This window comes from Sulfitobacter sp. SK012 (assembly GCF_003352085.1).
Lineage (GTDB): Bacteria > Pseudomonadota > Alphaproteobacteria > Rhodobacterales > Rhodobacteraceae > Sulfitobacter.
Window position 1 is genome coordinate 430724 of the sequence record NZ_CP025804.1, and the last position, 24254, is coordinate 454977.

At 56.1% G+C, this 24254-nt stretch carries 19 protein-coding genes; 13 read left to right on the forward strand and 6 right to left on the reverse strand.

The genetic code is table 11. The annotated features are described in order from the left end of the window. Positions 1 to 56 precede the first annotated feature (56 nt). The 8 genes from C1J03_RS02050 to C1J03_RS02085 all read left to right on the forward strand — a co-directional run bounded on the left by C1J03_RS02050 (position 57) and on the right by C1J03_RS02085 (position 8667). The gene (locus C1J03_RS02050; RefSeq protein WP_114883193.1) at positions 57 to 515 is read left to right on the forward strand and encodes a GAF domain-containing protein; all 459 of its coding nucleotides are present in this window, start codon (positions 57 to 59) and stop codon (positions 513 to 515) included. Between the two features lie 64 nt (positions 516 to 579). After that, positions 580 to 1152, forward strand: a complete 573-nt coding sequence (locus C1J03_RS02055; protein WP_114883194.1) for a helix-turn-helix domain-containing protein — start codon at positions 580 to 582, stop codon at positions 1150 to 1152. Between the two features lie 9 nt (positions 1153 to 1161). Beyond that, positions 1162 to 1782 carry a LysE family translocator gene (locus C1J03_RS02060; protein ID WP_114883196.1) on the forward strand — a complete coding sequence of 207 codons (621 nt, stop codon included), beginning with the start codon at positions 1162 to 1164 and terminating at the stop codon, positions 1780 to 1782. A gap of 1 nt (position 1783) precedes the next feature. Next, positions 1784 to 2167, forward strand: a complete 384-nt coding sequence (locus C1J03_RS02065; RefSeq protein ID WP_114883198.1) for a GFA family protein — start codon at positions 1784 to 1786, stop codon at positions 2165 to 2167. Further along, positions 2160 to 4613 (forward strand): GcvT family protein, encoded by a 2454-nt coding sequence (locus C1J03_RS02070; protein ID WP_114883200.1) that lies wholly within the window; start codon positions 2160 to 2162, stop codon positions 4611 to 4613. The genes C1J03_RS02065 and C1J03_RS02070 overlap by 8 nt, the downstream gene beginning before the upstream one ends. Beyond that, entirely contained in the window at positions 4610 to 5491 is an 882-nt protein-coding gene (locus tag C1J03_RS02075; protein WP_114883202.1) for a homocysteine S-methyltransferase family protein, read from the forward strand. The genes C1J03_RS02070 and C1J03_RS02075 overlap by 4 nt, the downstream gene beginning before the upstream one ends. Continuing rightward, a complete protein-coding gene (locus C1J03_RS02080) occupies positions 5373 to 7946 on the forward strand; it encodes an FAD-dependent oxidoreductase (protein WP_368073918.1) in 2574 nt (857 codons plus the stop codon). Before C1J03_RS02075 ends, C1J03_RS02080 begins: the two co-directional genes overlap by 119 nt. 73 nt (positions 7947 to 8019) lie before the next feature. Beyond that, positions 8020 to 8667: a pseudouridine synthase gene (locus C1J03_RS02085; protein WP_114883206.1), complete on the forward strand. Its 648-nt coding sequence runs from the start codon at positions 8020 to 8022 to the stop codon at positions 8665 to 8667. 122 nt (positions 8668 to 8789) lie between these two features. Here C1J03_RS02085 and C1J03_RS02090 read toward each other — a convergent pair whose 3' ends face one another. Next, on the reverse strand, positions 8790 to 10217 hold the full coding sequence (locus C1J03_RS02090) for an aldehyde dehydrogenase family protein (protein WP_114883208.1): 1428 nt from the start codon (positions 10215 to 10217) through the stop codon (positions 8790 to 8792). A gap of 143 nt (positions 10218 to 10360) precedes the next feature. Here C1J03_RS02090 and C1J03_RS02095 point away from each other — a divergent pair, with 143 nt between their 5' ends. Next, a complete protein-coding gene (locus tag C1J03_RS02095; RefSeq protein ID WP_114883210.1) occupies positions 10361 to 11014 on the forward strand; it encodes a peroxiredoxin in 654 nt (217 codons plus the stop codon). 7 nt (positions 11015 to 11021) lie between these two features. On the opposite strand, the gene C1J03_RS02100 is transcribed toward C1J03_RS02095, so the two are convergent. The 3 genes from C1J03_RS02100 to pnp form a co-directional block, all read right to left on the reverse strand. Continuing rightward, a complete protein-coding gene (locus C1J03_RS02100) occupies positions 11022 to 11735 on the reverse strand; it encodes a glycosyltransferase family 25 protein (RefSeq protein ID WP_114883212.1) in 714 nt (237 codons plus the stop codon). A gap of 302 nt (positions 11736 to 12037) precedes the next feature. Next, positions 12038 to 13060, reverse strand: a complete 1023-nt coding sequence (locus tag C1J03_RS02110) for an SGNH/GDSL hydrolase family protein (protein WP_114883216.1) — start codon at positions 13058 to 13060, stop codon at positions 12038 to 12040. 161 nt (positions 13061 to 13221) lie between these two features. Next, the gene (gene pnp, locus C1J03_RS02115) at positions 13222 to 15357 is read right to left on the reverse strand and encodes a polyribonucleotide nucleotidyltransferase (RefSeq protein ID WP_114883218.1); all 2136 of its coding nucleotides are present in this window, start codon (positions 15355 to 15357) and stop codon (positions 13222 to 13224) included. Between the two features lie 423 nt (positions 15358 to 15780). Here pnp and C1J03_RS02120 point away from each other — a divergent pair, with 423 nt between their 5' ends. Next, positions 15781 to 16620: an amino acid ABC transporter substrate-binding protein gene (locus C1J03_RS02120; RefSeq protein ID WP_114883220.1), complete on the forward strand. Its 840-nt coding sequence runs from the start codon at positions 15781 to 15783 to the stop codon at positions 16618 to 16620. 204 nt (positions 16621 to 16824) lie between these two features. Here the strand turns inward: C1J03_RS02120 and C1J03_RS02125 are convergent, their stop codons facing one another. After that, positions 16825 to 18222: an aminotransferase family protein gene (locus C1J03_RS02125; RefSeq protein WP_114888802.1), complete on the reverse strand. Its 1398-nt coding sequence runs from the start codon at positions 18220 to 18222 to the stop codon at positions 16825 to 16827. A 403-nt stretch (positions 18223 to 18625) separates the two neighbouring features. Between C1J03_RS02125 and C1J03_RS02130 the strand changes: the two genes are divergently transcribed. From C1J03_RS02130 to C1J03_RS02140, 3 genes are all read left to right on the forward strand, one after another. After that, the gene (locus C1J03_RS02130) at positions 18626 to 19633 is read left to right on the forward strand and encodes a taurine ABC transporter substrate-binding protein (protein ID WP_114883222.1); all 1008 of its coding nucleotides are present in this window, start codon (positions 18626 to 18628) and stop codon (positions 19631 to 19633) included. A gap of 118 nt (positions 19634 to 19751) precedes the next feature. Further along, positions 19752 to 20558 (forward strand): taurine ABC transporter ATP-binding protein, encoded by an 807-nt coding sequence (locus C1J03_RS02135; RefSeq protein WP_114883224.1) that lies wholly within the window; start codon positions 19752 to 19754, stop codon positions 20556 to 20558. Then, positions 20555 to 21820, forward strand: a complete 1266-nt coding sequence (locus C1J03_RS02140; protein ID WP_114883226.1) for an ABC transporter permease — start codon at positions 20555 to 20557, stop codon at positions 21818 to 21820. The genes C1J03_RS02135 and C1J03_RS02140 overlap by 4 nt, the downstream gene beginning before the upstream one ends. Positions 21821 to 21921: 101 nt before the next feature. Here the strand turns inward: C1J03_RS02140 and C1J03_RS02145 are convergent, their stop codons facing one another. Then, positions 21922 to 24078, reverse strand: coding sequence for a DEAD/DEAH box helicase (locus C1J03_RS02145; RefSeq protein WP_114883228.1), 2157 nt, complete (start codon positions 24076 to 24078; stop codon positions 21922 to 21924). Positions 24079 to 24254: the final 176 nt, after the last annotated feature.

The following is a 24254-nucleotide window of genomic DNA, read 5'->3' on the forward strand; positions in this document are numbered from 1 at the left end:
ACACTCGTGGGGGCGATGACAACTCCACCCTCCCGCTGGCACAGGCACAGACAAACATGACCGTAGATTACTTAACGCTCGCTAAAACCGTTGCTGCACTGACCGCAGATGAGACAGATCCGATTGCTCTTATGGCTACAATCGCCTGCGAGGTTCATCATTTTGATGACCGCTTTGATTGGACTGGATTTTACCGCGTGACCGGACCTGAGCTGCTTAAAATTGGGCCTTACCAAGGTGGTCATGGCTGTTTGGTGATCCCCTTCTCTCGCGGTGTTTGCGGGGCTGCAGCGCGTACCGGCCAAACCCAGCTGGTGTCGGATGTCGACCTATTTGAAGGCCACATCGCCTGCGCCACCTCCACTCGGTCCGAGCTTGTGTTGCCCGTCTATAATGGCGCGGGTATTTTGCTTGGCGTATTTGACATCGACAGCAATCAGCCCAATGCTTTTTCCCAAGAGGATGCGGGTGCGTTGGAAGATATTCTCAAAGTTAGTTTTGCTGCTGTGAAATAACGCTGGATTTTTTCACCAGCTTGTTGCACCGTGAAATTACACGCTGAAATTTCACGGACCCGCCATGCACCACGACCAGCCAGAAAAACCGCACACCCTTGGGGCGGATCTGCGCGCGCTGCGCAAGGCGCGTGGTTTGACATTGAGCACGATGGCTCAGGCTCTAGATTGCTCGGTCGGCTGGCTTAGCCAAGTGGAGCGGGACAAGTCGGAACCGTCCATCACCACCCTCCGCCAAATCGCGGCTCTGCTTGATATTTCAGTCTCGATGCTATTCCGCCACTCGGCAGCGCCCGCCGAAGAGGCTGGATATGTGGTCCGCAAAGATGCCCGTCGTCCGATAGGATCCTCCACCGCGGGTCTGGTCGAAGAACTGCTTTCGCCTGATCTGACGGATGACTTTGAGATGGTGCACTCCACTTTCTTGCCTCACAGCCGGATAAAGGTGCCAGTGTCGCGCCCCACGCAAGAGGTCGGTTATGTAGTCTCAGGCACGCTCGACATCGAGATTGCTGGCAAAACGCATCACCTGAACCCCGGCGACAGTTTTCGTGTAAGAGGTGAGGCGTTTCTTTGGGCCAATCCTTCGGATCAACCAGCTGTGGCGATCTGGGTGATCGCCCCTCCCGTTTATTGAGGGGCGACGATGAGTTTTGACGCCTGGATCATTTTCGCGCTTTTTTGGCTGATTTTTGTCACCACGCCGGGGCCGAATGCCGTGAACTGCATCACCAATGGAATGACCCTGGGTTTTCGTCGCGCCATGGTGGGTGTATTGGCGATCTTAACTCAGGCGACTCTCTTTCTTGCGCTCTCAGCGCTTGGCGTAACCGCCTTGATCGCGGCCTCTCCAGTCGCGTTCACGGTCGCCAAATTGATCGGTGCTGGTTTCCTCGTCTATCTCGGTGTGCGCGGCTGGTTTAAGGCCAAAACACCTGTCGTCATCGATAGCCGTCCAGCGTCCTCCGTTTACTTTCGCGCATTTGCCATCGCCACGATTAACCCCAAATCCGTCGCTGGCTACCTCGCAGCGTTCTCACAATTTGTGCAGCCGGATGTCCCAATCTGGACGCAGATGATTGTCATCGTGCCCACAGCGCTCACGTTGACGGCGCTCAACTACACTGGGTTTACCGCGCTGGGCGCAGGCATTGGACGCGCTGCACTTGGGGCTGTCTTTAACGTTTGGGTTCGGCGTGTCATGGCGGTTTGTTTTATCATCTACGGCGTGCTTTTGGGTGCGACAACAACACCGGGAAGGGTTTGATATGTTGCAAGGAAGCTGCCTCTGCGGCGCGATCACATTTTCAGCCATGGGCCCTGCGCGCGATCCTGCCGCCTGCCATTGCAGTCAGTGCCGCAAGCAATCGGGCCACCACTGGGCATCGGTACAGGTCATGGACGACACGCTCGCCATTGCTGGCGCTCCAACATGGTACGCGTCGAGCGAAAGCGCAAAGCGCGGCTTTTGCCCGAAATGCGGTTCATTCTTGTTCTGGAAGGGCAAAGGCGATCCGGATACGGGCGTTGCCCTAGGCGCGCTGGACGGGCCCACGGGACTCCGGCTTGAGCGTCATATATTCACCGCCGATAAAGGCGATTACTACGAAATTACCGACAACGTCTCTCAGGAGGAAAAAGAAGATGAGTGAATTCCCAACAACGGCCCGCGTGGTCATCATCGGTGGCGGTGTGGTCGGCACGTCAACACTCTTTCATCTCGCCCGGGCGGGTTGGAAAGACTGTGTCTTGCTCGAAAAGAACGAACTAACCGCCGGCTCGACATGGCATGCAGCCGGCAATTGCCCGAACTTCTCTAGCTCTTGGGCCGTCATGAACATGCAGCGCTACTCGCTGGAGATGTATCGTACATTGGCCGACGATGTAGATTATCCGATGAATTACCACGTCACGGGAGCGCTCCGTCTGGCTCACACAAAGGAGCGGATGCAGGAATTTGAAAAGGTTGCCTCCATGGGCCGATATCAGGGCTTGGAGATGGATATCTGCACGCCTGCGGAACTGAAGGAACACAACCCCTTCATGGAAACTCACGCGCTTGCGGGTGGTCTTTGGGATCCACTTGACGGTGATATCGATCCCGCACAGCTGACCCAAGCTCTCGCCAAAGGCGCTCGCGAAGCTGGTGGCAGAATCGAGCGGTTCTGCCCGGTCAAAGGCATCGAACGTGATGGCGACGAGTGGATCGTAAAGACCGACAAGGGTGATATCCGCTGTGAATTCGTCGCAAATTGTGCGGGCTACTATGCACAGCGCGTAGGTGAGATGTTCAAGCCTTTCGGCGGGCGCACCGTGCCGATGGTTACCATGTCTCACCAGTATTTCCTGACGGAACCAATCGCAGAGCTTGAGGCATGGACCAAGGAACAGGGCCGGAAAATGCCAATGATCCGGGACGTCGATATTTCATATTACCTGCGGCAGGATAAGTACGGACTGAACCTTGGACCCTATGAGCGGAACTGTCAGGCCGCGTGGGTCAAGCCTGACGATCCGATGCCTGAGGATTTCTCATTCCAACTCTACCCTGATGATCTGGAGCGCCTGGAATTCTATATCGAAGACGCAATGGAGCGTGTGCCCGCCCTTGGCACCGCAGGCGTTGGCCGTAACATCAACGGCCCGATCCCTTATGCGCCCGATGGCTTGCCCATGATTGGGCCCATGCCCGGCGTCAAAAACGCGTTTGAAGGCCACTCCTTCACCTTTGGTATCGCGCAAGGCGGCGGCGCCGGCAAAGTGTTGGCTGAATGGATCATGCACGGCGAAACAGAGCTGGATATGTGGGCCGTCGATCCCCGCCGTTATACAAATCACGCCGACCATGATTTCTGCTTGAACAAAGCGCTGGAAACTTACGGCCACGAGTACGCAATGCACTTTCCTTTTCACGCATGGCCAGCGGGACGAGACAAGAAGTTGTCACCCAACCACCAGTCCCTGCTGAATGCGGGCGCACAATTGAACGCCTTCAACGGGTGGGAACGCGCCACTTGGTTTGCCAAGGACGGCGACGACACATCCGAGGAAAGCACGCAGACTTGGGATCGCAACGGCCCATGGATGCAGCGCATCAAAGAAGAGGTCGAAGCGGTGCGCGACCATGTCGGTGTTCTCGATATGCCGGGCTTCTCGCGCTACACGTTGAGTGGTGTAGGAGCCGCCGAATGGCTGCGCGGCCAAGTTGCGGGAGCCTTACCCAAGGTGGGGCGTATGAACCTTGCGTATTTCACCGACACCCGTGGGCGTATCCTGACCGAGATGACAGTCATCCGCTGGGGCGAAGACGATTTTTGGCTGATGACGGCTGCAGTCGCTTTGTGGCACGATTTTGAATTGCTCCAAGGCCGGTTGCCCGCAGATGGATCGCTAACGTTGACGGATATCACCAACGATTGGTCCACACTTATCGTCACCGGCCCCGCATCGCGCGATCTGCTTGCGGGCATATCTGAAGGTGCTGATTTGGATGCCACATGGATGGCCATCCAAGACGCCACAGTAGCAGGGAAACCAGCAAAGCTATTCCGCGTGTCCTTTGCCGGTGAGCTGGGCTGGGAGGTCCACACATCCTTCGCTGACAGCCCCAATGCATATGAGGCGATCAAGACCGCTGGCGCTACGCCGTTTGGCATGTACGCGCTAAACTCCATGCGGATCGAAAAAGGGTACCGCACGTGGAAGGGTGATTTATCCACCGACTATTCCATGCTGGAAGCGGGCCTTGACCGGTGGATCAAGTTCGACAAGCCACAGGACTTCCCCGGCAAAGAGGCCCTGCGGGCAGAAAAGGAAGCGGGCATTAAGAAACGTTTTGTCACGATGATCGTCGAGGCCGGCGATCAGGATGCACCCTATATGTCGACAGTCTGGCACAAAGGTGAAGTAGTGGGCGAGACAACCAGTGGAGACTGGGGGCACCGCATCGGTAAATCCGTGGCATTAGGCACGATCCGCGCGGAACTGGCCACGCCTGGCACAGAGCTTGAGATCAATATCTTTGGTAAGATGTGCAAGGCCACCGTGCAGCTGGATCAGCCGCTTTGGGACGCTGAGAATGATCGGATACGTGCATGAGTAAGATTACGCTTTTGGATGGCGGTATGGGGCAAGAATTGGTGCACCGCGCTGGTAATGAACCCACGCCGCTTTGGTCGACGCAAGTTATGGTGGATCACCCCGGCATGGTCGCGCAAGTGCACCGTGACTTTGCTTCGGCTGGGGCCACTGTGGCCACATCCAACACCTATGCCATCCACCGCGACCGGTTGGTGGGCACCGAATTTGACGGCGCTTTCGAAGATCTGATGGCGCGTGCGCTAAGTGAAGTGCGGGCAAGCGGTGCAGAGCGGGTGGCAGGTGCCATCGGTCCACTCATCGCATCCTACCGGCCGGACTTGCACCCCGATGCCGCCATTGCTGTTCCACTTTACGCCGAAATTGCGAAGCTGTTAGGCCCCGCGAGTGATGTGCTGATCTGCGAGACCGTTGTGTCGATCCTGCATGCCCAAACGGTTTTGGCTGGGGCCGCTGAAGGAGGTAAGCCGATCTGGCTCTCGCTTAGTGTCGATGACAGGGATGGTACCCGTTTGCGGTCAGGTGAACTCTTGGCTGATGTGGTTCCACATGTCGAAGGCAAAGCGGCTGCGGTTTTGGTGAATTGCTCGGCACCCGAGGCAATCCCGGCCGCGTTAGAAGTTCTGGCGAAATGCAATGTTCCTTACGGTGCTTATGCCAATGCTTTTGAGCAAATTACGGATGATTTCTTGAAAGAGAAACCAACGGTCGATGCTTTGAAAACACGCCGAGATCTGACGCCCGAAGCCTACGCCGCCCATGTTCTTGGTTGGGTTGAACAAGGCGCAACAATCGTTGGGGGCTGCTGTGAAGTTGGCCCCGCTCATATCGCAGAAATCACCCGTAGCCTCCGCGCTGCGGGCCACACAATCGTCTAAGGAGCTTTACATGGCCGATGTTCCCTCACATGCGCGCGTCGTCATCATTGGCGGTGGTATCATTGGCTGTTCAGTTGCCTATCATCTGACAAAGCTCGGCTGGAAGGATGTTGTTTTGCTGGAACGCAAGCAACTGACATCTGGCACAACATGGCATGCCGCAGGCCTGATTGCGCAATTGCGGGCCACTGCGAATATGACAAAGCTCGCGAAATATAGCCAAGAGCTCTACGGCAATCTTGAAGCTGAAACTGGCGTTGCAACTGGCTTTAAGCGTTGTGGTTCAATCACCGTGGCTTTGACAGAAGAGCGCCGCGAAGAAATCTACCGTCAGGCGGCCATGGCCCGCGCCTTTGGGGTTGCTGTCGAGGAGATCAGCCCAAAAGAGGTCAAAGCCAAATATGAACACCTCAATATCGACGGCGTGACGGGGGCGGTGTTTCTGGAAAAGGACGGCCAAGGCGATCCCGGCAACATCGCACTAGCGCTGGCCAAAGGCGCGCGGCAAGGCGGCGCAAAAGTAATTGAGCGCACCCGCGTCAGTGCTGTCACCAAAGACGGGCGCAAAGTCACAGGCGTCGATTGGGAGCAGGGCACAGAAAAAGGCCACATCGCTTGCGATATGATTGTGAATTGTGCGGGCATGTGGGGCCATGAAGTGGGCCGTATGGCAGGGGTGAACGTCCCTCTGCACGCGTGCGAGCATTTCTATATCGTGACCGAGGCAATCCCCGGGCTGACCCAACTGCCGGTCCTGCGTGTGCCTGATGAGTGCGCGTATTATAAAGAGGACGCCGGTAAGATGTTGCTGGGGGCCTTTGAGCCGAATGCCAAGCCATGGGCAATGAACGGTATCCCAGCAGACTTCGAATTTGACCAACTGCCCGAGGATTTTGATCATTTTGAGCCGATCCTCGAAAACGCGGTTGAACGGATGCCGATGCTCGCCGAAGCAGGGATTCATACGTTCTTTAACGGTCCCGAATCCTTTACGCCGGATGATGCATATCACCTTGGCTTGGCCCCGGAGATGGACAATGTCTGGGTCGCGGCGGGTTTCAATTCGATCGGTATCCAATCGGCGGGTGGTGCCGGCATGGCGCTTGCCCAGTGGATGCAGGACGGCGCCAAACCGTTTGATTTGGGCGATGTCGACATCAGTCGTATGCAGCCGTTCCAAGGCAATAAAACCTATCTCTATGAGCGCTCCAAAGAGACGCTTGGATTGCTTTATGCTGATCACTTCCCCTTCCGCCAAAAAGAAACCGCGCGCGGTATCCGCCGTACGCCCTTCCACCAGCAACTGCTAGATCAGGGCGCGGTGATGGGAGAGCTTGCCGGTTGGGAACGTGCCAACTGGTTTGCCCGTGAAGGGCAGGAACGGGCGTATGAATACAGCTGGAAGCGACAGAATTTCTTTGAAAACACCGCCGAAGAAGTTGCCGCTGTCCGGACCAACGTTGGCATGTATGACATGTCTTCGTTTGGCAAAATACGGGTCGAAGGGCACGATGCGACTGCCTTTATGAACTACATTGGCGGCGGGCAATATGATGTGCCCGTGGGCAAAATCGTCTATACTCAGTTCCTCAACACAAGCGGCGGGATTGAGGCGGATGTGACTGTCACGCGAGTGTCAGAGACCGCTTACCTCGTCGTCACTCCGGCTGCGACATGCCTTGCTGATCAAACCTGGATGCGCCGACATGTCGGGGAATTCAATGTGGTGATTACGGACGTCACATCAGGCGAAGCCGTACTGGCGGTGATGGGACCAAACGCCCGCAAACTGCTGCAGCGCGTATCGCCAGCGGATTTCGCCAACGAGACCAATCCATTCGGTACCGCCCAAGATATCGAGCTTGGGATGGGCCTCGCGCGGGTGCACCGGGTCACGTATGTCGGAGAACTGGGCTGGGAGATCTATGTGTCTACCGATATGGCGGCTCACGCGTTTGAGACGCTGCATGCCGCGGGCCAAGACATGGGGCTCAAGCTTTGCGGGATGCACATGATGGATTGCGCGCGGATGGAAAAGGGGTTCCGGCACTTTGGGCATGACATCACGTCAGAGGATCATGTGTTGGAAGCGGGGTTAGGCTTTGCCGTCAAAACCGACAAACCGGACTTTATTGGCCGTGATGCCGTGTTGCGTAAAAAGGAGACCGGACTAGAAAACCGTCTGCTACAATTCCGCCTGACGGACCCAGAACCGCTGCTCTATCACAACGAGCCCATTTTGCGAGACGGCGAGCTTGTGGGCTATCTCTCATCGGGTGCGTACGGCCATCACTTGGGCGGTGCGATGGGGTTGGGCTATGTGCCGTGCAAAGGAGAAACTGCGGCGGACCTGCTTGCGTCCTCATTCGAGATCGACGTGGCTGGCACACGGGTGAAAGCAGAGGCGTCATTGAAACCGATGTATGATCCGAAGTCAGAGCGCGTCAAACTTTGAGGCTGGTGGTCTGCTTCTTGGCTCGCTAGGACAAGACGGCACTGCCTAGCCAAGAGACCGCCTGCCTAAGATGATGTACACTGAGTATGAACCGCCGCAAGGCCCGCTGGTCATCTTGCACGAAGATGCGCAAGTTCTGTTGGTTGATAAGCCGGCGGGGTTGCTTTCTGTGCCTGGCAAAGGCCCGGAGTTGGCAGATTGCCTTCTCGTGCGGGTGCAGGCCGCCTTTCCTGATGCACTTCTGGTTCACCGACTGGACCGCGACACGTCAGGCGTGATGATCTTTGCGCTTACCCCCCATGCGCAGCGCCATCTTGGGTTGCAATTTGAAAAACGCATGACCAAGAAAACTTACGTCGCGCGGGTATGGGGCGTTCCGGCTGAAAAGACCGGGCAGATTGACCTCCCGTTGATCGTAGACTGGCCCAACAGGCCCCGTCAGATGGTTTGCCATGAAACCGGAAAATCCGCGCAAACCGATTGGCGCGTTTTGAAGGATGATGGTGAAACCGCGCGTGTGCGCCTGTCACCCCGGACCGGGCGCAGTCACCAATTGCGCGTACATATGCTTAGCCTGGGCCACCCGATTTTGGGCGATCCATTCTACGCCACGGGCAAGGCACTGGAGTATCCAAGACTGATGCTTCATTCCGAAGAATTGCGCTTTAACCACCCTGACGGCGGGCACTCGACCAAGATCCGTGCGAAAGCGCCTTTTTGAAAGGCCTCGCAGGCATCACTATCTAGCGTCCCAATCCCGCGAAATATCGCCGTGGGAGAACGAAAAAGAGGAGCCCTGTTAGAGGCTCCTCCGATTACTTCATTCACGAATTGACGCAAAAATTATTCTGCGGCCCAGCCTGAAACCGCTTTGACTTCGAGGAATTCCTCCAGTCCGAAGTGTCCACCTTCACGTCCGTTTCCGGATTGCTTGTAACCGCCAAAGGGCGACCCTTGGGCAAAGCCTTGGCTGTTTGTCTCAACCATGCCAGAGCGGACACGCCGTGCAACGCGGCGGCGTTTGTTGTCATCTGCGGTCTGGATGTAGTTGGTCAGGCCGTACGGCGTGTCGTTTGTGATGGCGATCGCTTCTTCTTCGCTCTCAAAGGGAATAATCGTCAGAACCGGGCCAAAGACCTCTTCGCGCGCAATGGTCATCTGGTTGTTCACATCAGCAAAAACAGTGGGCTTTACGTAGTATCCACGGTTCAACCCATCGGGCCGGCCTAGACCACCGGCGACAAGGCGGGCTTCGGACATGCCGACTTCGATCAGGCCCTGAATCTTGTTAAACTGCGCCTCAGAAACCACTGGGCCGATATGGTTGCCCTCATCGGATGCCGGACCGACGTGGGTGGTGTTGGCGACATCTGCAGCCATTTCGACGGCTTCGTCATAGCGCGACTTGTGCACCAGCATACGTGTAGGCGCGTTGCACGACTGGCCTGAATTGCGGAAGCAGCGAATTGCGCCCTGTTTGGCGGCCTTTGGGTGCGCGTCTTCAAAGATGATGTTCGCGCCCTTGCCACCCAGCTCAAGCGATACGCGCTTGAGCGTATCAGCCGCCGCTTTTGAGATCGCGATGCCCGCGCGGGTCGATCCGGTAAAGCTGACCATATCGACTTCAGGATGTGCTGACAGTTGGCTACCGACGCCGGGGCCGTCGCCGTTCACCATGTTGAACACACCAGCCGGGAAACCTGCTTCGTGAACGAATTCAGCAAAGAGCAAACCGGAAAGTGGTGCAATTTCAGACGGCTTAAGCACCATGGTGCAGCCAGTTGCCATCGCGGGTATTGCCTTGAGGATGATCTGGTTCATTGGCCAGTTCCAAGGCGTGATCAACGCGCAAACGCCAATCGGTTCCAACAGCGTTTTCTCTGTCGCGGTGAAATCCCGGTCGAAGGAGAAGTTTTCAAAAGCCTTGAGGAAGCCTTCCATGTGCCAGCTGCCCGCGCCAACCTGCTGATTGCGGCTAAGCTCAATCGGGGCACCCATTTCGAGGGACATCGCCTGCGCCATTTCCTCGGCACGGGCTTTGTAGATCTCCAGCAGCTTGCGGATCAACGCTGTGCGTTCCTCCTTGGAGGTTTGCGACCAGCCGTCAAATGCTGCACGGGCAGCGTTTGCGGCGGCGTCAGTATCGGCCTGACCACCCAAAGAGATCACAGCGCACTGCTCTTCGGTTGATGGGTCGATTACCGGGAAATCATTGGCAGTTGCGGGAGCGACCCAAGCACCATTGATATAAAAGTTGCGTTTTTCCAGCATGTCTTTTCCTTGATTTCGAACGCCCAAACGGGCCAAATTCCACACTACAGTGTCATCCTCCAGATGGTCTCGCAAGTAGGGGGATGCAAGAGGCGTGCTAAACCCCTAGATTGATATCAGACATTATAAACTTGGAGGAACCCATGGGCTTGCGCATTAACGACACCATTCCGAATCTGACCGTTGAAACGGATCATGGAACAATCACACTTCACGACTGGATCGGTGATCAGTGGGCGATTCTTTTTTCGCACCCCAAAGATTTTACACCTGTTTGCACGACTGAATTCGGCGCCGTGGCACAACTGGCGGATGAATGGGCAAAACGCGGAACAAAAGTGATCGGCGTCTCCGTTGACGGCGTAGAAGATCACAAGAAATGGAAAGCCGACATTGAGAAAGTCGCAGGTAGCCCGGCAACCTTCCCTATCATTGCCGATGCAGATCTGCAGGTCTCAAAGGCCTTCGACATGTTGCCGGCAGAGGCGTATATGCCTGACGGGCGCACGCCAGCAGACAGCGCCACGGTGCGGTCGGTGTTCATCATCGCGCCCGACAAGCAGCTTAAACTGTCGATGACCTATCCAATGACAGTAGGCCGCAACTTTGCCGAGGTGCTGCGCGCTTTGGATGGCCTGCAAACCAGCATGGGCAAAGGTGTGGCAACGCCAGCGAACTGGAATGTCGGCGATGACGTGATCATCCCGCCGACCGTGTCTGACGCGGATGCCAAAGCAAAGTTTGGTGAATTCACCACGGTGCTGCCGTACCTGCGCACGACCAAAGCACCTAAATAGCTTCGGCTTAACCCTGTGGCTTGAAATGCAACCGCGCGCGATAAACAGCGCGTTTTATTTCCCGCATCAGCTTGCCGCTGGTGCGGGTTTTTTGTTGGATGGTTGAGCCGCCGATTTGGCCTGCGATCTCTGCATTTCCGTTGGGCAGCAGCGTGTGCACCGGTTGACCAGTGGCCCAATGCATCTGGAGCCAAGTATCTACTGGCCGGTCGATCTGAACGGAGGCTGCGAGTAATCGCGCGGCGGCGTCTCTCCCCACGACCTGACAACAGCATTGTAGCGCTATGAGTTTCGGCAAGATCAGCGCCATATCGCCATCTTCCGCTAGGGTGTGGGCAGGGGTCTCACGTTGTTTGACGGGTAACCGGATGTACATCTCAGGCGTGGCATGATCGGCGACCAGTTGCAGGGCGCGGGCAAATTGAGGGGGATCGATTTCAAGGTCATCTTCGACAATCACGGCCATGTCCCAGCCTTCGTCGATGATGCGCTGCCAGCAACGGCGGTGACTTTGGAACACACCGATTTCGGCCGGGATCAGCGCAAAGGGGTAGTGCGGGCGGTAAAGCGTGCCGGGGGCCGTTGCTACTGCAGCGATCTGTGCGGGGTCGCGGCCATTGACCGCTTCAACCAAAGACGCGTTCGGCAAACCCTGCAACAGCTTAGCAGCGTTTTCGGCGCGGGCCGTCGCGCTTGGCATGTGGATGATCAAAGAGTGCATTAGGGGTATGCCCGCGCGTTGAAGGTTAAAAGCTGTTGCCCGTCCAGTTGCTTGAGCAAGTCGTGTTGGGTTTACAGAGATATACGCGTATTGGCCAAAAAGCTCCAGATCGGTCGAAATGAGCTGTACACAGTTACGCGGTCTGGCAAATTAACGACCCTAAGTAATGATACGGCGTTCAGGCTGGCCCACTTACTTGATCCCATGAGCTTGCATCAAACTCTGATAGTAGAGGAGCGGTCTTGTCCCACGAAAAAGGCCGCGCCATTTACTGCGCAGCCCCAGATCTTAGTTTATCAGATTTAGGCAGCGTGACGGCGACGGCGCGTAATAAAACGCACGCCAAAAAGGCCCATCACCATCAGCGGCAGGGACGCAGGGAGTGGGACAGGTGCCAACTGTTCTTGAATGCGGTCTGCGATGACGCTGTGAACGACGCCGTTGGGGTGCACCCCGTCTGCAAATAGCAACGTGTTGGGATCAATTCCAAAATCGAGACAGCTTGGCGGCTGGACAAAGTTGGGCTGCAAAGCAATCTCAAGCCTGGCAGTACACGGGTTTGTCGCATCCAGAATGCCATAGGTCTGCCCACCATTGGCTACATCATCCAGCAGGTCTTGGAACGCGGCACCCGTGTCGAAGATATCAATGTTGAGTCCATCGTCGCGAAGATCAAGGATATTGGCCATAAGCTGTGTGTTGAAGAGGTTTGAGACAAACGTTCCACCGGCAGAATTTGCACCCGCATAGGCTGGTGTCAGGCCCAAGTCGGGAAGGGTCAGCACCAAGAAATCATCAAACTCTGCGCCAAGGGCCGCAATTGCGCGAATGCCGTCCCCGACAGAATTTGCTGCATCAATCGGGTTGAACCCCTGAAAGATGTCATTTGCGCCAAAAAGAACGGACACAAGTGGATTGGTCCCGGGTGTAGGCGGCGTTGCCGATGCCGTTGGCACGGGCAATACACCAGTCGGCAGGCCAACGTTGTTCAATAGTGAATTGGCAAACACACCGACTTGACCTGCGAATGTGGAAAGCGGTCCGGCTGGGTTCAAGTTTACATTGCCTGCCGTGGCACCACCAAGCGCTAAGTTTCCGGTATCCAGTCCGGCACCATCGAACTGTGCCGCGATCCGTTCGGCATAGACCAGATCGTTGCTGAAGCTGCCACCAACGCTTGGGTTGGAAAGAAGCCCAAACTTGCCATCGTCGGTCAGACTGTCGCCGAAGGCGTAATAGCTTGTGTAAGTATCGGTTATTGTGCCGGCGACACTCGCGCCTGCGATCGACGCAGCAAAGAGCGCTGCTCCAATATAGTGTTTCATATTTCCCCTCCCAGAGATGTTCCAATAGCGAAAAAGCTACCCTAGGACTTGGTTAACACCCAGACGCTAACGGGCCTGTTAGAGGGTGACGTTACGTCGGGCATAAACGAAAAAAGCCCCGGCGTTTCCACCGGGGCTCTGCTTTGGTCAGACGGGAGGGCTTATTCCTCCGCGCCTTCCTCTTTCTTGATCTCTTCGCCAGTCTCTTGATCAACGATTTTCATCGACAGGCGAACCTTGCCACGTTCATCAAAGCCCAAAAGCTTGACCTTCACTTCCTGGCCTTCCTTCAGAACGTCTGAAGGATGGTTCAGGCGACGATTCTCGATCTGAGACACGTGTACCAGGCCATCGCGCTTGCCAAAGAAGTTCACGAAAGCACCGAAATCGACGATTTTCACGACGGTACCGGTATAGATCGCGCCTTCTTCAGGCTCTGCCACGATCGACCAGATCATGTCATAGGCCTTCTTGATGGCTTCGCCGTTCGGGCTTGCGATCTTGATGATGCCTTCGTCGTTGATGTCGACTTTGGCACCTGAGACTTCGACGATCTCGCGGATGACTTTGCCGCCAGAACCGATGACTTCACGGATTTTATCCGTTGGTACCTGCATCGTCTCGATGCGAGGCGCGTGCTCGGAGAACTCACCAGCACCAGACAACGCTTTGTTCATCTCGCCCAGAATATGGATGCGGCCTTCTTTGGCTTGTGCCAAGGCTTTTTCCATAATCTCAGGTGTGATGCCCGCGATCTTGATGTCCATCTGCAGTGATGTGATCCCGTTTTCGGTCCCCGCCACTTTGAAGTCCATATCGCCAAGGTGGTCTTCGTCGCCCAGAATGTCGGACAAGATCGCGTAAGATCCGTCTTCTTCTAGGATCAGACCCATGGCCACACCGGCTACGGCAGATTTCAACGGAACGCCCGCATCCATCATCGACAAGGAGCCACCACAAACGGACGCCATCGAAGAGGAGCCGTTTGATTCAGTGATCTCGGACACAACGCGAATGGTGTATGGGAAATCGGTGCTTGCTGGCAGGACGGCCTGAAGTGCGCGCCATGCTAGTTTGCCGTGGCCGATTTCACGACGACCGGGAGGGCCCACACGACCAACTTCACCAACCGAATAGGGTGGGAAGTTATAGTGCAGCAGGAAGTTCGACTTGAAGTTACCGTGCAGCGCGTCGATGAATTGCTCATCATCGCCGGTACCCAGCGTGGTCACGACCAGACCCTGCGTTTCACCACGGGTGAACAGCGCGGAACCGTGGGTCCGGGGCAAGATGCCCGTTTGGGACACGATATCGCGGATCTCGTCGGTCTTACGACCGTCGATACGCTTGCCAGTTTTGACCACGTCACCGCGCAGGATGGACGCTTCGAGCTTTTTCATGGCGGAGCCAAGGTTAGCATCCTCCAGCTGGTCTTCTTTCAGCTTGCCCTTGATGGTGTCACGGGCCGCAGAAACAGCAGTCGTACGCTCTTGCTTGTCGGCAATTGCGAAAGCTTTGCGCATCTCTTTTTCGCCAGCTTTTTGAACGGCTTTGTACAAAGCTGAATAATCTACTGGTTGGAAGTCGAACGGCTCTTTCGCTGCATCTTCGGCCAGATCAATGATCAGGTCGATGACAGGCTGGATTTGTTCGTGAGCAAATTTCACCGCACCGAGCATTTCTTCTTCGGTCAGTTCGTAAGCTTCGGATTCGACCATCATCACGGCGTCTTTTGTGCCAGCAACAACTAGATCAAGGCGCTGATCAGGGTTCAGGCGCAGGTTCTGCATGTCGTCGATTTCAGGGTTTAGGATGTAATCGCCACCCTCAAAGCCCACGCGGCATGCCGCGATTGGGCCCATGAATGGTGCCCCGGAAATTGTCAGCGCCGCGGAAGCTGCGATCATCGCAACCATGTCGGGGTCATTGACCAGATCGTGGGAAAGTACGGTACACATGACCAGAACTTCGTTCTTGAAGCCAGGGACAAACAGCGGGCGAATTGGACGGTCAATCAGACGGCTTGTTAGCGTCTCTTTTTCCGACGGGCGCGCCTCGCGCTTGAAAAAGCCGCCAGGGATTTTACCGGCAGCATAGTATTTTTCGTTATAGTGAACGGTCAGCGGGAAAAAGTCCTGTCCGGGCTTTTGGGTCCGCGCATAAGTCACGTTGGCCATGACGGAGGTTTCACCCAGCGTCGCGATGACCGATCCGTCAGCTTGCCGGGCCACTTTGCCAGTTTCCAGTGTCAGCGTTTCTTCGCCCCACTGGATTGATTTTGTCGTTACGTTAAACATCTAAGTTCCTCAGATTGGCCCGGGTTTGGGCCCTTTGCGTAGGGGGCATATTCCCCCTGACTCCGATATCTTCCTTGAAATCTTACCACTTGGGCGCTGGAGTCCGGGCGCCGGCTTTCAGATGGTCGGGCCTTACAGTGTTTTGCGCAGAATGGGAAGAGAGCGATCGAGAGCCGTCACTGCAGGTCTGGACATGCTCTATCTGCGAGGCTGCGCCACGGTTTAGCGCCGGCCACATGACGGCGTCTGGTTTGCTAGGGTTTGCGCCGCTTTGTTGAGGGAAGAACCAGTTGAAATTCCTAATGCTAACCAGTGCAATCCGTTAGTGTTGCAGGGTGAAGCCTGCAAAAGTGATGCGCTCCGCCTGATATCTGTTAGGTTCGGCCAATAGCCCCACTGAACAACAGAACGGAATGCCTTAAAATGCGGTTACTGACCTCCACCTTTCTAGCGGCAATGCTCATTTTGCCGGCAGCACTTCATGCACAAACCCTTGAGCGGATCAAAGAAACCGGCGAGATCAGGCTTGGTTACCGCACGGACGCGGCACCATTGTCCTATGAGATGGACGGGAAGCCTCGGGGGTACTCGCCTGTCGTTTGTTATGCTCTTGCGCCGCTGATCGGCGAGCAATTGGGCATGACCGATATCGAAGTCGTATTCACACCGGTTGATACCAAAAACAGGTTTGAAAAAGTCGCAAATGGCGAGATTGATCTGCTGTGCGGTGCATCTACGATCACGCTGGCTCGGCGGGAAATTGTGGACTTTTCAAATCCGACCTATGTGGATGGCACAGCAGTGGCGATGCTCAATGATGCGCCTGACGACTTGGCCGACATGTCTGGCCAGAGCGTTGGCGTTCGCAGCGGCACAACAACGCTTGAAGCGCTTACCAATACGTTGGAATCAGATAATATTGACGCCAAGATTGTATCATTCGCCAACCATTCCGATGGGATGGCAGCACTCGAAAAGGCCGAAATTCAAGGGTACTTTGCCGATCAGTCCATTCTTATGTACATGCTGCAAAAAAGCGAAAACCAAGCCAAGTTCAAGATTAATGAAGGCATTCTGACGATCGAAAAGCACGGACTTGCCTTGGCACGGGGCGATGCAGATTTCAGGCTGGCGGTTGATCGTGGGCTTTCTACTCTGTTCGCAAATGGGTCTATGGCAAAGGTCTTTAAAAAGGAACTGCCGGGGGCAGAGCCGGGTGCCGCGCTGGAAGCAATGTATCTGATCTCGCCTACCATTCCCTGATCTTCAGGCCGAACATTTGCTGCCCGTGTTTTGTTATGGCGGTCTGATGTGAACGGCTGCCAAGGTCGTGCGGAAAGCGTGCATTGTCGGTTGTTTTGAAGAGCGACATTGCACCACAGACTATGAAAAAACCGCGCCCTCAGGGACGCGGTTTTTTTAGATCAAACTATGTTTCTTTTCGACTAAAGCGTTCTGCTTGGCGCCTTATGCCTTGGGAAACACCCGGCCCATGGCTCCGTCCAACGCTGCGACGATCTGATCGATATCGTCCTTTTTCGCGATCAGCGCAGGGGAGAAGCACAGCGTGTTGTTCTTGCCCGGCACCGAGCGGTTGGTCGCGCCGATGATCACGCCCTGAGCCATGCAATCGCCGACAACGGCTTGGACCAGTTTCTCTGGCACGGGTTCTTTTGTGGCGCGGTCTTCGACCAGTTCGGCGCCTAGGAACAGACCTTTACCGCGGACTTGACCGATGGCGGGGTGCTTGTCCGATAGCTCTTCGAGAGCCTCAAGCATGTAGTCGCCCATCGCGACTGTGTTGTCCAAAAGGCCTTCGCGTTCGATGATCTTCATGTTTTCGACGCCGGCTGTTGGGCCTGCTGTGCAGCCGCCAAAAGTCGAGATGTCACGGAAGTAGCTCATCGGGTCAGCGGCATCGTCCTTGAACATGTTGAACACCTCTTCGGTGGTCACAAGGCAGGCGATGGCGGCGTAGCCAGATGCAACACCTTTGGCCATCGTCACCATATCAGGTTTGATGCCGTAGTGCTGATAGCCAAACCAAGTGCCGGTGCGACCAACGCCACAAACAACTTCATCGATGTGGATCAAGATATCGTATTTGCGGCAGATTTCTTGCACGCGCTCCCAATACCCATCGGGTGGCAGAATAACGCCGCCGCCAGCGGTCACAGGCTCAAGGCAGATGGCACCCACAGTATCGGGACCCTCGGCAAGGATGACTTTTTCGATCTGATCCGCGGCCCAAACGCCGTAGTTGTCATGTGGCGCGCCGTCTTGTTCGTGGTTGCGGTATTCTAGGCAGTGCGGAACGCGGATGAAGCCTTCGGTGAAGGGGCCGTATTGCGCGTTGCGCTCGTCTTGGCCGCCCGCAGACAGAGCCGTAATCGTGGTGCCGTGATAGTCGCGATCTCGGTAGAGAACCTTGTGCTTTTTGCCACCGTAGCGCTTGTGGGCGATCTGGCGGACCATCTTAAAGCCCTTCTCGTTCGCCTCTGAGCCGGAGTTGCAATAGTAAACGCGGGACATGCCTGGCATTTTGTCGATCAACATCTCGGCGAATCGGGAGCCGGGGATCGAGCCTGCGGAGCCTGCGAAATAGTTGAGCTTGATCAGTTGGTCGCGCACAGCGTTGGCGATGCTTTCACGGCCGTAGCCTACGTTGACGGTCCAGACACCACCGGAGACCGCATCAAGGTGCTCTTTACCTTTTTGGTCCCAGACGCGCATGCCTTTGCCTTCGACAATGATGCGAGGATCTGTGGTTTCGTATTGTTTGTGTTGGCTCAGGTGGTGCCAGATATGTGCGCGGTCGGTTTCGACCACACGGGAGATGTCGTTCTCATTGAATGTGCCGTCCATGATCGAGCCCTTTCGAAATTGAATGTTTGTTGGGGTAGGGCGCGCAGATTGCGCCCGCATTGGAGTCCACAACGCTCCTTTTTTAAGCTATTCAGTAGGGCCAGATCAAGGGTAGATATAGGGCCAGAGCATGTTGAAATGGCAGGCAAGCCGGGACGTTTTCGACGTAAGGCGCTGTTTATAAGTTGGAAAGGTATCTGAATGGGGTGGCCAGTAGATTGAGGGACCCAAAGGGTTCAGGGAGATGCGCAAGAAATCCTTGATCTGTGAAGGGAAAGTGGCACTCATTGCGTAGCGTATGGTCTTATGGCCTTATGCACCCCGGATCCAAAAGAGACGCGCAGCGTCCGAGATCAACCTAATCAAGTCCGCCCTAAGGCGGTCACCACAAGGGAGTTACGATATGACACTTACATCCAAACTTATGGGCGCTGTTGCTGGCCTTACGCTGCTGAGCGGCGCGCAGGCGGTTTTGGCCGATGGGCATGAAGAAATCACCGTTGCTTATTTCCTCGAATGGCCAATGCCATTTCAGTTTGCCAAAGTGAACGGCGCTTATGAAGAAGCAATGGGCAAAAAAATCAACTGGGTCAGCTTTGATTCGGGAACTGCAATGTCTGCCGCGATGGCATCGGGTGATGTGCAAATTGCCGTCAGCCAAGGTGTGCCACCGTTCGTTGTTGCAACATCCGGTGGTCAGGATCTGCAGATCGTTGATGTTGCTGTATCCTACTCCGAAAATGACAACTGCGTCGTGAACTCTAGCTTGGAGATCGACAAGAGCTCCGCGGGCGAGTTGGCAGGCAAAAAAGTTGCTGTGCCACTTGGGACCGCTGCTCACTACGGTTTCCTCAAGCAGATGGGCCACTTTGGCGTAGATGTTGGATCCATGTCTGTTGTTGATATGGCCCCTGCCGAAGGTGCAGCTGCGCTGAGCCAAGGTGCCGTTGATATGGCCTGTGGTTGGGGTGGCGCGCTGCGCCGCATGAAAGAAAGCGGCAACGTGCTGCTGACTGGTGCCGAGAAAGAAGAGCTTGGCATTCTGGTGTTTGATGTGACATCCGCCCCTGCTTCCTATGTCTCCGAGAACAGCGACGATCTGGCGAAATTCCTCAAAGTGACGGCAGATGCCAACGCGATGTGGAATTCCGGTGAGAACACAGCAGAGATGCTGCCAGTCATCGCCAAGGATGCCGGCATGGACGAAGCAGCCACCAAAGAGACGCTGGACGGCTTTGTATTCCCATCCTTAGAAGATCAGCTGGGCGACAAGTGGCTCGGTGGCGGTAGCCAAGAATTCATGGGCGGCGTTGCTCAGGTGTTCGTGCAAGCCGGCAGCATCGATGGCGCGCTCGACAGCTATGCAGGCACTGTAAACACAGGCCCGCTTGAATCAGCCAACGGCATGTAAACGCATCTCGGAGGCCCGGTTTCCTGTATACAGGAGGCCGGGCCTTTGTCTTAATAAGACGGCAGGATATTAACTGCCTGCGCCGAAAAAAACGGTAAATGACGGGGAAGGTGGGGACATGACAGGATTGCTAATCGATGATCTTTCGATGCGGTTCGAGCTGCCAAATGGCGGATCGGTACAAGCGTTGGAAGGTGTAAACATCGACCTTAAGGCGGGCGAACTGCTGAGTGTGCTGGGGCCATCGGGCTGCGGCAAGACGACATTACTTAATATCGTGGCAGGATTTCTGGCTCCCACGGGCGGCACCATGACGCTGAACGGTGATATGATCCACGGTCCAAGTGCCGACCGAGGCATGGTGTTCCAGCAAGGCGCGCTGTTCGAGTGGATGTCCGTGCGCGAAAACGTCGGCTTTGGTCCCTCAATGAAAGGGATGCCCGGCGCGGAGAAGAAAGAGATCGTAGACCATCTGCTGGATGTGGTTGGTTTGCAGGATTTCAAAGAAAAGGCGGTTTATGAGCTGTCTGGTGGGATGCAGCAGCGTGTGGCTTTGGCCCGCTGTTTGGCAAATGACCCGGATGTAATTTTGATGGACGAACCTCTCGGTGCGTTGGACGCGCTGACGCGTGAAAAAATGCAGTCGCTGGTTCTGAAGCTCTGGAAAGAGACGGGCAAGACGATCATTTTGATCACCCACTCTGTTGAAGAGGCGCTGCTGTTAGGCGAACGTCTGATCGTGATGGCCCCAAGGCCGGGGCGCATTCACAAAGAATACCGTCTGCCCTTTGCTGAGATGGGCGTTGCTGCGGATCTGCGCGAAGTGAAAAAGCACCCTGATTTCGCGGTCAAACGCGAGGAGATCCTGAGTATGATCTGGGATATGGAAGAAGAAATTATGGGTCGCACGGAGGCAGGGGCATGATTATTCTGCTAATGTATATAGCGATCTTTGCGGCTGCGTTTTTCGTTGTAACAAAGATTGCGCAGGGCAAGGCCAGTGGGGACTATACCTCGCTGAAGACAGTTACGTTTGGTGATGAAAGCGCTGTGCGGCCCAACCGGGCGGCGGGTGTTATTTCGGTTCTGACGATATTTTTGTTGTGGGCGATGTTTACCGGATCATCGTTGATCCCGTCGTTCCTGCATGCGCCGGGCCCGTTCAAGGGTGATGCGTCGTTTGAGTACACGCTCAAAGCGGGCGATCAGACTGACACCGCCACCGTCGATATTTTGGTGCATCCGCGCGGCGAAAGTCCAGAGACACCAGTGGTCGATCCGGGTGACGGCATTGCCAAGAACGATTCCGTCATGGTTGCTCAGTGGCGCAACGTGCTGGTGCAGTTCGACAAGAACGATGAGATCAGTAAGAAAGATGGCGCTCAGATTGCCGCCATCGACGGTCAGTCGGTTGTTCCTGGAGACGAGGTTGCAGTCACGGGCGGGACGGTCACAATTTCGGACAAAGGCACGCCCAACTTCGAGCCGACGCGCGGCTGGCAGATGGAACCATTGTACTTGCCGTCTCCCGAGGCGGTGTTTGAACGCACGATCAAAGTCGCTACCGAAGGGTTCCGAGGCACATCGCTTTTGGGACACCTGGGTTGGTCTTTGTACCGCGTTATCGCCGGTTTCATCTGTGGGGCTATCGTGGGTATTCCGTTGGGATATGCGATGGGTTTGAGCAATTGGTTCCGTGGATGGTTTGATCCAATTGTGGAATTCATGCGCCCTGTACCACCCTTGGCGTTGATTCCATTGGTGATCATCTGGGCCGGGATTGGTGAGGGAGGCAAGATCATCCTGCTGTTCCTTGCGGCCTTGTGGATTATGGCGATCGCGGCACGCTCTGGTGTGTCTGGGGTCAATATTTCCAAGGTGCATGCGGCTTATAGTTTGGGTGCCAGCAAGTGGCAGATCATGCGATACGTCATCATCCCCAACTCGCTACCGGAGATATTTACCGGCGCGCGTGTGGCGATGGGCGTGTGTTGGGGCACTGTTGTTGCGGCTGAACTTGTCGCAGCTGAGAAGGGCGCAGGCATGATGATCATGGTCGCGTCGAAGTTCCAGAACACCGATATCGTACTGTTGGGCATTATCTTGATCGGCATCATCGGCTTTGGCATCGACATGTTGATGCGCTGGGCCGAGCGGATCTTGGTGCCTTGGAAGGGCAAAGGGTAACCGAGCCATTCGCCCAGCCTGCGGGCTGGGCCACAGCAATTGGTTACGGCAAAACGAAAAACGCCGCGCTGAGATGCGCGGCGTTTTTTTGTTGTTCGGGGTTACTTAGGGCGGAAGCTTGATTTTCCGCGCTTTGGCGTCGCTTCACCACCACGGGGTGGCCCGCTGGGTTTGCCCGCTGGTTTTGGGCGCGCGTTAGGTTTGGCACCCTGCTTGCCGATCTTGTTCGGCGGCGTGAAGCGTTTGGACGGATCAGAAGCACGCTTGTATGTGTTCTCTGCTGGCTTTTCCTCGCGTGGAGCGGGGGCCGCATTTTTATCCCAAACGCGCTTTGCCTTGGCGCGGGGTTTGCCTTCGGCATTCTCCGGGCGTGCATCCGGGCGCGGTGTGCTGTCTTTCCACTTAGGCTTGCCCTCTGATTTGGGCTTGGGCGCTGCACCGGGTTTCATCGGGCTGCGGTCCGTCTTGTGGGACTTTGGTGGACGTGCGCCTTTTGGGGCTTTGGCCGGTTCATAGCGCGGTTTGGAGTGCGCCTGCGGGGCCTCTTCGGCGGCTGCGTAGGGTTTGCGCGGCGTGGTTGGGGCGTCCGGATTATAGGCCGGTTTATCCCGCTTGGGGCCACGATCTGGCTTGGGACCACGATCAGGGCGATCGGGACGGGGGCCGCGCGATTTAGGACCAAAGTCGGGTACGCCGTCCATTTTGGTGATCTTCACGCCATCTTCGGCTTCCATGTTTGGGCCAAGCGCGTTGATGAAGCGTTGTGCGGATGTCTCAAGCACTTCGATATAGGAGTGGCGCGGTTGGACGCGAATCGCACCGATATCATCGCGGGTCATATCACCGACGCGGCAGACCATGGGCAGCAAGGTCCGTGGTTCTGCACCATCGTTGCGGCCTGTGCTGACGGTGAACCAGACGGAGGCTCCGAATGCAGGACGTGGTTTTTCTTCGCCTGCGGCACCGGGTTCTGCCAGTTCTTCAGGGGCAGAGGCGCGCGCACGGTAGAGGTTCACGAACGCAGTTGCGAGCTGTTGGGTGCTGAATTTTTCAGCCAGTGTTGTGACGAATTCGGCGGCGTCTTCGGGTGCCGGCGTTGTCCATGCGTCATCAGACAGCAGGCGTGCTTCATCTGCGGCATTAACCTGCGCGGCCGAGGGAGGATCTGCCCATTCGACTTTGAGCTTGGCCCCACCGATAAGACGGTTGGCCTTGCTGCGCAGTTTTGGCGGCACGATCAGGGCCGAGACACCTTTGCGGCCCGCGCGACCTGTGCGGCCAGAACGGTGCAGCAGCGTGTCCGAATTGGAGGGCAAATCTGCGTGGATCACCAGCTCAAGATTGGGCAGGTCGATACCGCGTGCGGCGACATCGGTCGCTACACAGACGCGGGCGCGCCCGTCGCGCAGAGATTGTAGCGCGTTGGTGCGTTCCGACTGCGACAGCTCACCCGACAGTGCCACAACCGAGAAATTGCGGTTCGTCAGGCGTGTGGTCAGACGTGCGACAGCAGCGCGGGTGTTGCAGAAAACGATAGCGTTTTTCGCCTCGTAGAACCGCAAGATGTTCAGAATCGCGTTTTCGATGTCGCGCTGTTGGGTATTAAGCGCGCGGTATTCGATGTCGGCGTGTTGTTTGGTATCTGACGCCACGTTAATGCGCTGTGCGTCGCGCTGGTAGCTTTTGGCCAGCTTGGCGATGGCGGCCGGTACGGTTGCCGAGAACATGAGTGTGCGTCGTTCCGATGGGGATTCGCTGAGGATGAACTCAAGTTCTTCGCGAAATCCAAGGTCGAGCATTTCGTCAGCTTCGTCCATGACAACGGCGCGCAAAGAGCCAAGGTCAATGTTGCCACGTTTGATGTGATCGCACAGACGTCCGGGTGTGGCGACAACCACATGGGCACCACGGTCTAGCGCGCGGCGTTCCGTGCGTTGGTCCATGCCACCAACACAGGTGGTCACGATGGCTCCGGCTTTGCCATAAAGCCATGTCAGCTCGCGGCTGACCTGCATTGCAAGTTCGCGCGTCGGCGCGATTACCAGTGCCAGCGGCGCGGCCGCGCGGCCAAATTTGACTGCGTCCCCGAGGAGCGTGGGCGCGATGGCAATGCCAAAAGCGACCGTCTTGCCAGACCCGGTTTGGGCCGAGACCAGAAGGTCAGCATTGATCAAAGCGTCGTCAGTGACGGCGGTTTGTACGGGGGTCAGGGCGTCATAGCCTTGGGCGGCGAGTGCATCTGCGATAGTTTGGATCACGGGAGTGTCGTCCTATGGGGGGAGGCGGGATATGTCGCCCTAGTCGGTCGCGCGCGGTTTGTACACCGGGCATTTGCACGCTGCATGTGGGGGTTTTTAGGTTATCTGGGCGTGGGAGGCTGAAAAAGGCTCGTCATGAGCTCTCTTTTCAAATAGAACAAAACATGAACTTATGG

Coding starts and splice junctions, on each gene's coding strand:
- C1J03_RS02050 (WP_114883193.1), top strand. CDS start 57: ATGACCGTAGATTACTTAACGCTCGCTAAAACCGTTGCTGCACTGACC.
- C1J03_RS02055 (WP_114883194.1), top strand. CDS start 580: ATGCACCACGACCAGCCAGAAAAACCGCACACCCTTGGGGCGGATCTG.
- C1J03_RS02060 (WP_114883196.1), top strand. CDS start 1,162: ATGAGTTTTGACGCCTGGATCATTTTCGCGCTTTTTTGGCTGATTTTT.
- C1J03_RS02065 (WP_114883198.1), top strand. CDS start 1,784: ATGTTGCAAGGAAGCTGCCTCTGCGGCGCGATCACATTTTCAGCCATG.
- C1J03_RS02070 (WP_114883200.1), top strand. CDS start 2,160: ATGAGTGAATTCCCAACAACGGCCCGCGTGGTCATCATCGGTGGCGGT.
- C1J03_RS02075 (WP_114883202.1), top strand. CDS start 4,610: ATGAGTAAGATTACGCTTTTGGATGGCGGTATGGGGCAAGAATTGGTG.
- C1J03_RS02080 (WP_368073918.1), top strand. CDS start 5,373: ATGTTCTTGGTTGGGTTGAACAAGGCGCAACAATCGTTGGGGGCTGCT.
- C1J03_RS02085 (WP_114883206.1), top strand. CDS start 8,020: ATGTACACTGAGTATGAACCGCCGCAAGGCCCGCTGGTCATCTTGCAC.
- C1J03_RS02090 (WP_114883208.1), bottom strand. CDS start 10,217: ATGCTGGAAAAACGCAACTTTTATATCAATGGTGCTTGGGTCGCTCCC.
- C1J03_RS02095 (WP_114883210.1), top strand. CDS start 10,361: ATGGGCTTGCGCATTAACGACACCATTCCGAATCTGACCGTTGAAACG.
- C1J03_RS02100 (WP_114883212.1), bottom strand. CDS start 11,735: ATGCACTCTTTGATCATCCACATGCCAAGCGCGACGGCCCGCGCCGAA.
- C1J03_RS02110 (WP_114883216.1), bottom strand. CDS start 13,060: ATGAAACACTATATTGGAGCAGCGCTCTTTGCTGCGTCGATCGCAGGC.
- pnp (WP_114883218.1), bottom strand. CDS start 15,357: ATGTTTAACGTAACGACAAAATCAATCCAGTGGGGCGAAGAAACGCTG.
- C1J03_RS02120 (WP_114883220.1), top strand. CDS start 15,781: ATGCGGTTACTGACCTCCACCTTTCTAGCGGCAATGCTCATTTTGCCG.
- C1J03_RS02125 (WP_114888802.1), bottom strand. CDS start 18,222: ATGGACGGCACATTCAATGAGAACGACATCTCCCGTGTGGTCGAAACC.
- C1J03_RS02130 (WP_114883222.1), top strand. CDS start 18,626: ATGACACTTACATCCAAACTTATGGGCGCTGTTGCTGGCCTTACGCTG.
- C1J03_RS02135 (WP_114883224.1), top strand. CDS start 19,752: ATGACAGGATTGCTAATCGATGATCTTTCGATGCGGTTCGAGCTGCCA.
- C1J03_RS02140 (WP_114883226.1), top strand. CDS start 20,555: ATGATTATTCTGCTAATGTATATAGCGATCTTTGCGGCTGCGTTTTTC.